Raw genomic sequence first — 12,521 nt, forward strand, 5'->3', positions numbered from 1 at the left:
CGCCCTCCTGAAACATTTTGTTCCATTCCCTGGCTCGCCGTTTCGTACTCGTCTCATACAAGGCAAAAGCCCCGCTCGGCATCCTAGGCCCCCTTCGAAGCCGGGCGCCGCGGACCAGGAACACTCCAGGTCGACCCATTGGGTGGCCGGCATCGAAGAACTTAAAAAAAGACTCTTTCATATCCCTAATTCAAGGTGATTCGATGCTTCATAACACCCGCGCCAGCGCCATGCGCAAGCTTCCGTTGGCCATCACCCTCGGCCTGGCTTCGCTGGCCAGCCAGCAAGCCTTCGCCCACGGTTATGTCGAAAGTCCGAAGTCCCGTGCCTTCATGTGCTCCGCCACCGGCGGCAACCTCAACCGCGATTGCGGCCCCGTCACTTACGAACCGCAGAGTGTCGAGTACTCGCCATCGGTCCAGCATCACTACCCCAAGGATTACTGCTCGGGCGACTTCACCCAATGCGGTCCGGCGAACGGCACCATCCCGGCGGGCGGCATCACCAGCTTCTCGCAGCTCAACGAGCAGACGGCGACCCGCTGGCAGAAAACCACGATCAAGCCGGGCATGAATGAATTCACCTGGCACTACTCCGCCGGTCACGCCAGCGCCTACTACCAGTTCTACATCACCAAGAAAGACTGGAACCCGAACCAGCCGCTGACCCGCGACTCCTTCGAGATGACCCCGCTGCTCAATGAAAACGCCGGTGGCGTGCGTCCGCCGGCCGGTGGCAAGACCCAGCACAAGGTCAACATTCCTGCTGACCGCAGCGGTTATCACGTGATCCTGGCGACCTGGAAAATCGCCGACACCGCCGCCACCTTCTACCAGGCCATCGACGTCAACATCGACAACGATGGCGCACCGATTCCCGACTGGAAAATCCTCGGGGCCGTACAGCCTGAACAACTGCAAATCGGCGACAAGGTCAGCACTCGCGTGTTCACCAATGCCGGCGAACAGCAGAACCGCCAGACCCGCCTGAACATCGAGACCGCCGAGCAGGCCAACGCCAACACCTGGCCGTTCCTGTTGGCGGAAAAGGTCAACAAGGCCAATGCCGGTTATGTGATGGGCGAGCTCAACGCCAACAACGAAGTCGTGCCCAACTACGGCAAGAACACCCTGTACGCCAAGAACAACAGCGACGTGGTGCGTGTGGAAATCCAGAAAGAGCAGCCGAGCATTCCTGGCGAGCTGAAACTTTCCGGCCTGCAGGCCGAGTACACCTTGAAGGACAACGCCACCGACCTGCACTTCAACGCCATTGCCCAGGGCGGCAAGTACACCATCAGCTCGACGGTCTTCAACGGCAAGAACGAAAGCATTGCTCACGTACAAGCCGAGCCTGGCAACAACACCCCGCACTTCTCCATCCCGCTGCGTAACGTCAGCGAAGGTGAGTACGACGTGGTGGTCGTGGCCAAGCCGGAGAAAGGCGAGCAGCTGCAACAAAGCCAGCGCATCACCCTGAAAGCCGAGGAAGTGGGCGGCGGCGGTGATTACGACTTCGTCTTCCCCAAAGGCCTGACCGGCTACAAGGCCGGCACCAAGGTCCTGGCCAAGGACGGCAACGTCTATGAATGCAAGCCGTTCCCTTACAGCGGCTACTGCATCCAGTGGAACGCTGGCGCCACTCAGTTCGAGCCTGGCGTGGGCAGCAACTGGAAGGACGCCTGGATTCGCAAGTAATCCATAACCTGACCAACCGCAGCGTGGTGCCCCGGCACCGCGTTGCGGACCTTGGGAATCGACATGAATCACCCTCACTACTCAAGACCGCGCAGGCTGCTGCACTGGCTGTTCGCCGCCGTTGTGCTGTGGGCCACGATCAGCGGCTATGCCAGCGCCCTGTTGCAGCCGCCAAGCTCGGTCCAACAGGCGATCGCCTTTATCAATGTCTCGCTGACCACCCTGCTGGTGCCGCTGTTCGTCCTGCGGCTGTTCTACCTGGTGCGTCATCCCGCTCCGGCGGCGCCCGCCCATCAGAACGCGGCTGAGCGCAAGCTGGTGCATGCCGGGCACGCAGCCCTGCTGGTCACCCTCGGCACCGTGCTGTTCAGCGGCGTGCTGATGATGTCGCGCCCGATCGACCTGTTCGGCCTGCAGCTCCCGCAACCCTTGCAGGACCTGGCGGCCATCACCTTTTTCGAAGAGCTTCACCACTACAGCTGCATGGCCCTGGCCCTGCTGGTGGCCGGCCATATCGCCGCGGTGATCCTCCACCAATGGCGCGGGCAGAGCGTGCTCAGACGCATGCTGCCCAAACGCCCATGAAAACGCTGCTCTCATGGCGCCCGCGCGGCGCCGGCCAGCGCTACCTGCTGCCCGTAAGCCTGGTCGCCCTGGGTCTCTGGCTGACCTGGCTCGGCCTCGACAGCTGGACCTACCGGCAAGTCGTGGCGGGCCAGCCGGTGCCGAGCGCGGTACCGAGCGCCAGCGCCGAACAGCGGCTGCCCGCGCCCCTGGACGATCGCAACATCGCCAGGGTGTTCGGCGCCGTGCCGGTCGAATTCGACAGCGCGCAGGCCAGCCTGCCGCTGGTCCTGCTCGCCAGCCTGCTGGGCAACCAGCCCGAACAATCCAGGGCCCTGATCCAGTACGCCGACAGCCGGGCCTTCTACTCCCCGGGCGAACGCCTGCCCGACGGTACGCTGCTCAAGAGTGTCAGCGCCGATCAGGTGGTGGTGCTGCGCAACGGCCGTGAACAGAACCTGCTGCTACCCGGGCGCCAACTGCGCCTGCTCAGCCCCCAGACAACCCCACCGGAGGTCGCCGACCGAAAAGCCACGGCCCTTCTGCGAGCGATAGAGAACACACCATGAAACTGTCCAAGATTGCAGGCGCCGTACTCAGCCTCGGCCTTCTTTTGAGTGCCCTGCCCAGTACCGCGGCCCTCACCACCCAGCGCCTGTGGACGCTGAACATGAAGGACGCCGAACTGCGCGACCTGGCCAGCGAAGTCGGTGAAATCACCGGCAAGACCCTGGTGGTCGATGCCCGGCTGCAAGGCAAGGTCAGCGTGCAATCGTCCAGTGCGCTGGACAAGGACGGTATCTACTCGCTGTTCCTCAGCGTGCTGCGCAGCCAGGGTTTCGTCGCCCTGGACCAGGGCGACCGGGTGCTGATCGTGCCGGCGATGGAAGCCAAGACCAAATCCAGCGAGCAGTCCGGCGATGAGTTCGTGACCCGGGTCCTGGACCTGCGCAACGCCAACGCCGCGGAAATCTCCGGGGTGGTGCGCCCGCTGGTGAGCGACGACGCCTATGTCGCGCCCTCGGCCAGCTCCAACGCGCTGGTGGTTTCCGACAGCGCCAGCAACGTCGAGCGCATCCGCCAGGTGGTCAGCGAACTGGACCAGGCCGGCAACCGCTCGTTCAGCACCGTGGCGCTCAAGCATGCCTGGGCCAGCGATGTGGCCCGCACCCTGAACGAAAGCATCAGCCAGACGGGCAACGGCCCCAGCGACGCCAAGGCCGTGGGCGACGCCCGCAGCAACCGGGTGATCCTCGCGGGTTCCGCCCAGGCCCGCCAGCGCATGGCCGATCTGGTCAGGGCCATCGACGTGCCGAGCAATGCCAATGACAGCGCGCGGGTGGTACGCCTGCACCACAGCGATGCGAAAAAACTCTCGAAGCTGCTCGACGGCATCGGCAAGCGCCTGGAAGACGGCAATCGCGGTGGCGGCGAAGGCAAGGGCAGCGGCAACTCGATACTGGTGAGCGCCGACGAAAGCCAGAACGCCCTGGTGCTGATGGCCGACCCGGCGCAACTGAGCATGCTCGACAAAGTCATCACCCAGCTGGACCAGCCACGGGCCCAGGTACTGGTGGAAGCGGCCATCGTCGAAGTCAGCGGCGACATCAACGAAGCCCTCGGCGTGCAATGGGCGGCGCGCGCCGGCAACGTCACCGGCGGCACCAACTTCAGTGGCACCGGCCTGTCGATCGGTACCCTGCTGGGGAATGGCAAGGACAAGAACATCACCCTGCCGGACGGCGCCATCATCGGCATCGGCACCAGCAATTTCGGCGCGCTGGTCACCGCCCTGTCCAGCGACTCGAAGAACAACCTGCTGTCCACCCCGAGCCTGCTGACCCTGGACAACGAAGCGGCGGAAATCCTCGTCGGCCAGAACGTGCCGTTCCAGACCGGCTCGTATACCACCGACACCGCTGGCGCCAGCAACCCCTTCACCACCGTGGAGCGCCAGGACGTCGGCGTGACCCTCAAGGTGACGCCGCACATCAACGAGGGCAACACCCTGCGCCTGAAAGTCGAGCAGGAAAGCTCGGAGCTGGCCAGCGCCCCGCCCGGCATCACCACCAGCGACGTGATCACCAACAAGCGCTCGGTGAAAAGCACCATCCTCGCCGACGACGGGCAGATCATCGTGCTCGGCGGCCTGATCAAGGACAACGTCAAGACCCAGGTCAGCAAGGTGCCGGTGCTGGGCAGCATTCCCCTGCTCGGCCGGCTGTTCACCAGCACCAAGGACGTCACCGAAAAGACCAACCTGATGGTCTTCCTGCGGCCGACCCTGGTGCGCGGCAGCGCCGATGCCGTCAACGTCAGCCAGCGCAAGTACAACGACCTGCGCAAGCTGCGCGCCAACGGCGACAGCCGCAGCGGCCTGGCCCTGCCCGCCGACTCGCGCCAGCTGTTCGATGCCGCGCCGCAGGATGGGACCCTCGACATTCGCGCCAGAGAGCCACGCCGATGAACCCGGTCGCGCGCCTGCCCTTTGGTTTCGCCAAGCGCCATGGGGTCCTGCTGGAGCCCCAGGAGAGCGGCCTGCGGCTTTACTGCCGGGCCGACACGCCGGTGGAAATCCTCGCCGAGATCCGCCGCTGCCACGGCCCGCTGCTGGGCCACCGGATACTCGACGCCGAGGGTTTCGCCGAACTGCTGGCCGAGCACTATCGCGATGGCCGCGACGACGCCATGCAAATGGCCGAGGGCCTGGGCGACCAGATCGCCGGCCAGGACGACCTGGCCAGCCTGGCCGAGCAACTGCCGCAGATCACCGACCTGCTGGAGCAGGAAGATGACGCGCCGATCATTCGCCTGATCAACGCGATCCTCGGCGAAGCGGTGAAGGTCAAGGCTTCGGATATCCACCTGGAAACCTTCGAGCAGCACCTGTCCGTGCGCCTGCGGGTCGACGGCCTGCTGCGCGAAGTGCTGCGCCCGCGCCGGGAACTGGCGGGCCTGCTGGTGTCGCGGATCAAGGTCATGTCCAAGCTCGACATCGCCGAGAAGCGCATCCCCCAGGACGGCCGCATCGCCCTGCGCATCGGCGGCCATGAAGTGGACGTGCGGGTCTCCACCCTGCCTTCGGCCTACGGCGAGCGGGTGGTCATGCGCCTGCTCGACAAACAGGCCGGGCGCCTGAACCTGGGGCGGCTGGGCATGGCCGAGGCGATCCGCGACAAGCTGGAAGACGCCCTGCTGCGCCCCCACGGCATCCTGCTGGTCACCGGCCCCACCGGTTCCGGCAAGACCACCACGTTGTATGCCGGGCTCAGCAGCCTGAACAACCAGACGCGCAACATCCTGACCATCGAAGACCCGGTGGAATACCACCTGGCCGGCATCGGCCAGACCCAGGTCAACACCAAGGTCGACATGACCTTCGCCCGTGGCCTGCGCGCCATCCTGCGCCAGGACCCGGACGTGGTCATGGTCGGCGAGATCCGTGACCGGGAAACCGCCGACATCGCCGTGCAAGCCTCCCTCACCGGCCACCTGGTGCTGTCCACCCTGCACACCAACAGCGCCATCGGCGCCGTCACCCGCCTGCTGGACATGGGCATCGAGCCCTTCCTGCTGTGCACCTCGCTGCTCGGCGTGGTCGCCCAGCGCCTGGTGCGGGTGCTCTGCGGCGATTGCAAGAGCGCCGCGCCGGCCGACGCCGCGGCCTGCCACCAGGTGCACCTCGACCCGCAACAGGCGCCGCTGCTCTATCACCCGGTCGGCTGCCCGGCCTGCCAGCACAGCGGCTATCGCGGCCGCCAGGGCATCTACGAACTGGTGCTGTTCGACGAACCGCTGCGCCAGTTGATCCACGAAGGGGCTGGCGAAGCCGCCTTGACCCAGTACGCGCGCCAGCATGCCCACAGCCTGTTCGCCGACGGCCGGGACAAGGTGCTGCAAGGCGTCACCAGCGTCGAAGAACTGCTACGTGTAACCCGGGAGCACTGACCGTGGCCGCCTACGAATACCTCGCCATGTGCAACGCCGGGCGCAAGACCCGCGGCGTGCAGGAAGCCGACAGCGCGCGGCAGGTCCGCCAGCTGCTGCGCGAACGCAACCTGATCGCCCTGCAGGTCAAGCCGGCCCGCGGGCAACAGGACCGCTCCGGCGCCACACTGACCAGCAGCCAACGCCTCAGCCCGGCGCAACTGGCCTTGCTCACCCGCCAGCTGGCGACCCTGGTCCAGGCCGCTCTGCCCCTGGAAGAAGTGCTGGCCGCGGTCGCCGCGCAATGCAGCAAGCGCGCGCAGCAAAGCATGATGCTGGCGATCCGCGCACGGGTGCTGGAAGGCCATGACCTGGCCCGAGCCATGGGCGAATACCCGCGCGCCTTCACCTCGATGTACCGGGCCACGGTGGCCGCCGGCGAACGCGCCGGCCATCTGGCCCAGATACTGATGCAACTGGCCGACTACACCGAGGCCCGGCATGCCGCCCGCCAGCAGCTGCAACTGGCCATGCTGTACCCGAGCATCCTGCTGCTGGCGGCCTTCGGCATCGTCGGCTTCCTGCTCAGTTTCGTGGTGCCGGATGTGGTCAAGGTGTTCATCGACAGTGGCCAGCAACTGCCGGTGCTGACCCGCGGCCTGATCGCCACCAGCGACTTCGCCCGGGACTACGGCCTGCTCCTGCTGCTGATGCTCGGCAGCCTCGCCGCCGGCCTGCGCGTGGCCCTGCGCAAGCCCGCCCTGGCCATGCGCTGGCATCAGGCCCAGCTGCGCTTGCCGGTGATCGGGCGGGTCATCCAGGCCAGCAACAGCACCCGTTTTGTCAGCACCCTGGCGATTCTCGGACGCAGCGGCGTGCCACTTGTTGATGCTCTGGAGATTTCCGCCGAAGTGGTCGCCAACCAGCAGATTCGTACTCGTATGAAAGACGTGGCGCGCGCCGTGCGCGAAGGTAGCGGGCTGACCCGGGCCCTGGAACAGAGCGGCGATTTCCCGCCGATGATGCTGTACATGATCGCCAGTGGCGAACGCTCGGGGGAACTGGACGGCATGCTCGAACGTGCCGCCCACCAGCAGCAGACCCAGCTGTCCAACGGCATCGCCATGCTGGTCGGGCTGTTCGAGCCGGCGATGCTGGTGTTCATGGGCGCCAGCGTGCTGGTGATCGTCCTGGCGATCCTGATGCCCATTCTCAACCTCAACCAACTCATCACCTGAAGAGCACACAACATGCGCAACCCTTCCCGCCAACGCGGCTTCACCCTGATCGAGATCATGGTGGTCGTGGTGATTCTCGGTGTCCTGGCCGCCCTGGTGGTCCCGCAGATCATGAGCCGTCCGGACCAGGCCAAGGTCACCGCCGCCCGCAGCGACATCAAGGCCGTGGCCACCGCCCTGGAAATCTACAAGCTCGACAACCATCACTACCCCTCGACCCAGCAGGGCCTGGAAGCCCTGGTGAAGAAACCGGCGGGCATGCCGGCGGCCCTCAACTGGAACCCCGACGGCTACCTCAAGCGCCTGCCCAAGGACCCCTGGGGCAACCCTTACCAGTTCCTCGCCCCGGGTCGCGAAGGCTCGGCCTACGACCTGTATTCCTTCGGTGCCGACGGCCGCAACGGCGGCGACGGCACCAACGCCGACATCGGCAACTGGGAGCCTTGAAGTGCGCAAGCCAATGGCGGGTTTCACCCTGCTGGAGCTGCTGGTGGTCATGCTGATCATCGGCTTGCTGGCCGGCATGGTCGGGCTGGTCCAGAGCGACTCGGGCGGGCAGAAGGCCCGGCGCGAGGCCGAGCGCCTGCAAAACCTCATTGGCCTGCTGCGCGAAGACGCGGTGTTGAACAACCTCAATCACGGCCTGCGCCTGGCGCCGGACCACTACGCAGTGCTGAGCCTCGACCGCGGCGGCCAGTGGCAGGCCGACAAACGCTTCAAGGAACACCGGCTGCCCGGCGAGCTGCGCCTGAACCTGCAGGAGCCACCAGGCCCAAATAAAGGCCTGGGCCAGGGCAAGGAGCCGCAACTCTGGGTGCTGGCCAACGACCAGATCTCGCCCTTCAGCCTGCAGCTGGAGTACCGCCAGCAACCGCTGCTGTCGCTGTCCAGCGACGGGGTCGAGGAGGTGCGTCTTGCCCCGGTGCAATGAACAGGCGGGCTTCACCCTGCTGGAAGTGATGGTCGCCCTGGCCATCTTCGCCGTGCTGTCGCTGTCGCTCTACAGCGCCACCGAACACCTGATCGGCAACAACGGCGGCCTCAGCGAACGAACCCTGGCGCAATGGCTGGCGGACAACCGCCTGAACGAACTGCGCGCCGGCATGCGCCAGGCCCAGAGCCAGCACCAGGAACCGATCCGCTTCGCCGGGCGCGACTGGCTGCTGACCAGCGAAACCGCCGCGGCGCCCGACCCGCGTCTGCTGAAGATCGTGCTCGAAGTCTCCACCGACGCGCCCATACCCCGGCAGCGCGCGCGCCTGGCCGGTTACCTGGAGGCCCGCCCATGAAACGCCGGCAACAGGGCTTCACCCTGCTCGAAGTGCTGATCGCCATGGCCCTGTTCAGCCTGCTCGGCCTGGCCTGCTATCAACTGCTCGAACGCATGATGCACACCGACCAGCGGATTCATCAGCACGAACTGCAACTGCGGCGCCTGCAACGCGCGGTGGGCATCTTCGAACGTGACCTGGCCCAGGCCATCGCCTACCCGGTCAACGGCAGTTCGACGCGCCAGGCCCTGATCGGCGAGCCCGGGCGCATCCAGCTGGTGCGGGGCGGCTGGAGCAATCCCTTGCAGCAGGCACGCAACGACCTGCTGCTGGTCACCTATCGCTGGAGCGACAACCAATGGCTGCGCGAGTACCGCAGCCCGGTGGACGGTCCCGACCTGTCCGGCACTGCCGCGCAACAACTGCTGCTCGATGGCGTCCGCCTCGAACGCCTGCGCTACATCGACGACCAGGGTCAGGCCCATTCCAACTGGCCCGTCGGCCAGGCGCCATTGAGCCTGCCCCAGGCCATCGAGCTGGAACTCGACGCTCCGGGTTATCCCGGCCTGCGGCGGGTAATCCTGCTACCGGGCTTCAAGGGGCTGGACCATGGTTAAGGCTTGTAGACAACGGGGCATCGCGCTGATCAGCGTGCTGTTGATCACCTCCCTGGCGACCCTGATCGTCAGTGACATGCTGGCCCGCCAGCGCCTGAGCCTGATCGGCAGCTCCAACCAGCTGTTGCAGCAACAACTGTGGCAACTGGCGCTCAGTGGCGAAGCCTGGGCCCGTGGCCAACTGCGCGATGACTGGCGCGATGAGCCGGAACCCAAGCGCGTGCACCTGGGCCAACGCTGGGCCCAAAGCACGCCGACCTTCGACATAGACGGCGGGCGTATCCGCATCCAGCTGCAAGACCTCGGCGCGCGCTTCAACCTCGGCACCTTGCGCACGCCCAACGACCGCATCAGTCGTGTGCGCTACCAGCGTTTGCTCAAGGAACTCGACCTGCCGCCCCACGACCCCACGCGCCTGCCGCCGGTCCGTGGTTTCGACGGCAAGCCGCTGGCCTGGAACGACAGCAGCGAATTGATGCGCCTGAAAGGCGTCGACACAGCGGTCATGGAACGCCTGCGGCCCTGGGTCAGAACCACGCCGGGGGCGCTGAACCTCAACACCGCCCCGGCCGAACAGCTGGCCAGCCTGGGCCAGCTCGACCTGGCCCAGGCCACCGCCCTGGTGCAGGCGCGTCCCGCCGATGGCTACAAGACGGTGCAGGAGTTTCTCGACGCCCCCGTGCTGAAACAGCACGAGATCAGCAGCCAGGGGCTCGATGTCAGCAGCCGCTATTTCCAGGCGCTGCTGGATGTCGAACTGGGCGACCGCCAATTGCGCCTGATCAGCCGCCTGCGCATCGAGCAGGACGGTCAGGTCAGCGTACTGCAGCGCACCCTCGCCGCCCCTTCCCGTTTTCCGGAGTAAACCCCATGCAAGCCTGGCTTTACCTCGCCACAGTGAATGCGGACGACGACTCGCCCGTCACCTGGTGGCAAACCAACAGCGAGCCGGTGCACGGCACGCTGCAACAGGCGGCGGTGCTGGCCGGCCAGCGCCTGACCCTGCTGTTGCCGGCGGAAATCGCCAGCCATCACCGCTTCGACGTACCGCCGCGCAGCGGCCGCTGGTTGCAGCAAGCCATCCATTCGGTGCTGGAAGAACGGCTGCTGGACGACCCCGAGCAGTTGCACCTGGCCCGTGGGCCGTTGCAGGCGCGGCGGCACTGTCGCCTGTTCGCCCTGCAACGGCAGTGGCTGGAGCAACTGCTGGAACGACTGGCCAGTCATGGCCTGACGGCCGAGCGCATTCATGTCGATGCCGACTGCCTGCCGGACAGCCAGGCCCTGGCCCTGCGCTGCCACGACCGCTGGCTGATCGGCGGGGCCTGCCAGCAACGCCTGGCGCTCGACGACCAGGCCCTCGAAGAACTGGCCCCGCTGCTGCCCGACACCCTGCAACGCAGCGAGGAAACGCCCTGGTCGCTGTTGGCCCAGGGCAGCGCGCAGGCCATCGATCTGCGCCAGGGGGCATTCGCCCTGCGCAGCCCGTCGCGCACGCCATGGCGGGCGCTGCTGGCGATCCTGGCCATCGCCTGCGGCGCTCAAGTGGCCCAGGACGTGGGTCATCGCTGGTTGCTGCAACACAAGGCCGCCGAGGTGACCGAGGCCAGCCTGGAACTCTGGCGCCAACGCTTCCCCGACGAGCCCCGGGTGATCGACCTTGCCCGCCAGGTCCAGGCCCGTGCCCAGCAGGCCGGCCAACCCCGGCAAAGCCTGGCGCGCCGGCTCGACAGCCTGGCCAGCCAATGGACCGGCAGCGATGGCGGCGATACGCGAATCCGCCGGCTGGACTACCAACAGGCGCAAGGCTGGACCCTGCAAGTCAACGCGCCGGATTTCTCCACCCTCGAACGCCTGCGCGAAGCCCTCGCGCAGCAGGGCGCGAATGTGCAGGCCGACTCGGCCGTGCTCGCTCCCGACGGGGTCAGCGCCCGCCTGAAAATCACGGACTAACCCATGACCACCCTTTTCAATCGTTACTCGAACCGCTGGCAACAGCTACCGGCCCGCGATCGCCTGGCCCTGAAGTTGCTCAGCCTGTTTCTGGCCGTGACGCTGTTCTGGACCCTGCTCTGGAGTCCTCAGCGCCAGGCCCTGCGCCAGGCTGAACAGCAGTTCCAGGAGGCCCTGCAGTTGCAAACCGACCTGCTCAAACTCCCTTCGTCCACCCAGGCCCGCGGCCCGCAGGCCAACGGCCGAACCCTGGCCGGCCTGATCACCGCCAGCACGGCCGCGGCCAACCTGAGCATCGAACGCATGGACAGCGAAGAATCCGGACGCCTCAATCTCAACCTCGGCGGCGCGCTGCAAGACCTGCTGACCTGGCTGGACGACGTGGAAAACCAGGGCGTCAACCTGGTGTCGCTGCAGCTGGAGGTCGACCCTCAGGCCCTGGTCCAGGCCCGCCTGACCCTGGAGGCCAACTGATCGCGCCCGCCGCTCAGCGGGCCGACTCCTCATCGACCCGCTCAGTGCCCAGCAGGCGCGGGCCCCAATCCTCGACCGCCGCCTGCTCGACCCGGCGCTCCAGGGTGCGGCGCCACGAAGGCACCAGCGGCAACTCCAGGCACAGACGAATCTCCTCCAGCGCCACCTCGCGGGAAAACAGCACCGCGCTCAAGCGCGACAGCGGCCACTGCTCGAACGGGCGCTCGACCTGCTGCAACACGTCCCCGGCGCTCAGGCTGCCCGCCTCCAGCACCCGGTAATACCAGCCGGTGCGCCCGCTCTGCTGGACCCGCAGTGACATGTCTTTCACGGCAAAGCGGTCATTGAGTTTCCAGCACGGCATGCGGCCCTGGGACACCTCCAGCAACACGCTGCCGACCCGGACCCGGTCGCCCAGGCAGACGTTCTGCTCGGTCCAGCCGTGGCTGCTGAAGTTCTCGCCAAAGGCGCCCGGCTGCTCCAGCAAGGCGTGCGGCCCCAACTCGGCGGCCCAGGCGGCGTAATGCTCGCGGGGATAGTGATGAATGGCTTTCTCAGTGCCGCCATGCACCCGCAGGTCGCCCTGCTCGTCTTCCAGCAGGCCCAGGGGACCGACCTGCAGGCTGCCGGTGCGCGGGGTCTTGGCGATCGCGCTCATGGACCCCGGCCGGCTGTAGGCCACGGCGCGGCCAGTCAACAGGGCATCGAGGGTTATACGCTCAGGGGTCATTACCTTACTCCATGGTTTCAGCGGCGAACGGATGTTCCCGGCAGATCAAC

At 66.4% G+C, this 12,521-nt stretch carries 14 protein-coding genes; 13 read left to right on the plus strand and 1 reads right to left on the minus strand.

Features of this window, described 5'->3' with window-relative positions:
• Positions 1-203: 203 nt before the first annotated feature.
• The 13 genes from gbpA (at position 204) to gspM (ending at position 11,741) form a co-directional block, all read left to right on the plus strand.
• Positions 204-1,697, plus strand: coding sequence for an N-acetylglucosamine-binding protein GbpA (gene gbpA / locus C4K27_RS25865; protein ID WP_053262605.1), 1,494 nt, complete (start codon positions 204-206; stop codon positions 1,695-1,697).
• A gap of 63 nt (positions 1,698-1,760) precedes the next feature.
• Complete coding sequence (locus C4K27_RS25870; protein ID WP_053262606.1) at positions 1,761-2,282, plus strand: cytochrome b; 522 nt, start codon at positions 1,761-1,763, stop codon at positions 2,280-2,282.
• The gene (locus C4K27_RS25875) at positions 2,279-2,830 is read left to right on the plus strand and encodes a type II secretion system protein N (RefSeq protein ID WP_053262607.1); all 552 of its coding nucleotides are present in this window, start codon (positions 2,279-2,281) and stop codon (positions 2,828-2,830) included. Before C4K27_RS25870 ends, C4K27_RS25875 begins: the two co-directional genes overlap by 4 nt.
• A complete protein-coding gene (gspD, locus tag C4K27_RS25880; RefSeq protein WP_053262608.1) occupies positions 2,827-4,728 on the plus strand; it encodes a type II secretion system secretin GspD in 1,902 nt (633 codons plus the stop codon). Before C4K27_RS25875 ends, gspD begins: the two co-directional genes overlap by 4 nt.
• On the plus strand, positions 4,725-6,209 hold the full coding sequence (gene gspE / locus C4K27_RS25885; protein ID WP_053262609.1) for a type II secretion system ATPase GspE: 1,485 nt from the start codon (positions 4,725-4,727) through the stop codon (positions 6,207-6,209). The genes gspD and gspE overlap by 4 nt, the downstream gene beginning before the upstream one ends.
• A 2-nt stretch (positions 6,210-6,211) precedes the next feature.
• Positions 6,212-7,426, plus strand: coding sequence for a type II secretion system inner membrane protein GspF (gene gspF / locus C4K27_RS25890; protein ID WP_053262610.1), 1,215 nt, complete (start codon positions 6,212-6,214; stop codon positions 7,424-7,426).
• Between the two features lie 12 nt (positions 7,427-7,438).
• A complete protein-coding gene (gspG, locus tag C4K27_RS25895; RefSeq protein WP_009045575.1) occupies positions 7,439-7,873 on the plus strand; it encodes a type II secretion system major pseudopilin GspG in 435 nt (144 codons plus the stop codon).
• Position 7,874: 1 nt separating this feature from the next.
• Positions 7,875-8,357, plus strand: coding sequence for a type II secretion system minor pseudopilin GspH (gene gspH / locus C4K27_RS25900; protein WP_053262611.1), 483 nt, complete (start codon positions 7,875-7,877; stop codon positions 8,355-8,357).
• Positions 8,341-8,715: a type II secretion system minor pseudopilin GspI gene (gene gspI, locus C4K27_RS25905; RefSeq protein ID WP_053262612.1), complete on the plus strand. Its 375-nt coding sequence runs from the start codon at positions 8,341-8,343 to the stop codon at positions 8,713-8,715. Before gspH ends, gspI begins: the two co-directional genes overlap by 17 nt.
• Positions 8,712-9,314 (plus strand): type II secretion system minor pseudopilin GspJ, encoded by a 603-nt coding sequence (gene gspJ / locus C4K27_RS25910; RefSeq protein ID WP_053262613.1) that lies wholly within the window; start codon positions 8,712-8,714, stop codon positions 9,312-9,314. The genes gspI and gspJ overlap by 4 nt, the downstream gene beginning before the upstream one ends.
• Entirely contained in the window at positions 9,307-10,179 is an 873-nt protein-coding gene (gspK, locus tag C4K27_RS25915; protein ID WP_053262614.1) for a type II secretion system minor pseudopilin GspK, read from the plus strand. Before gspJ ends, gspK begins: the two co-directional genes overlap by 8 nt.
• A 5-nt stretch (positions 10,180-10,184) precedes the next feature.
• A complete protein-coding gene (gspL, locus tag C4K27_RS25920) occupies positions 10,185-11,267 on the plus strand; it encodes a type II secretion system protein GspL (protein ID WP_053262615.1) in 1,083 nt (360 codons plus the stop codon).
• A 3-nt stretch (positions 11,268-11,270) separates the two neighbouring features.
• A complete protein-coding gene (gene gspM, locus C4K27_RS25925) occupies positions 11,271-11,741 on the plus strand; it encodes a type II secretion system protein GspM (RefSeq protein ID WP_053262616.1) in 471 nt (156 codons plus the stop codon).
• 13 nt (positions 11,742-11,754) lie between these two features.
• Here the strand turns inward: gspM and C4K27_RS25930 are convergent, their stop codons facing one another.
• The gene (locus tag C4K27_RS25930; protein ID WP_053262617.1) at positions 11,755-12,471 is read right to left on the minus strand and encodes an MOSC domain-containing protein; all 717 of its coding nucleotides are present in this window, start codon (positions 12,469-12,471) and stop codon (positions 11,755-11,757) included.
• Between the last annotated feature and the right edge of the window lie 50 nt (positions 12,472-12,521).

It is taken from the genome of Pseudomonas chlororaphis subsp. chlororaphis, from assembly GCF_003945765.1.
In the GTDB taxonomy this organism is placed as follows: Bacteria; Pseudomonadota; Gammaproteobacteria; order Pseudomonadales; family Pseudomonadaceae; genus Aquipseudomonas; species Aquipseudomonas chlororaphis.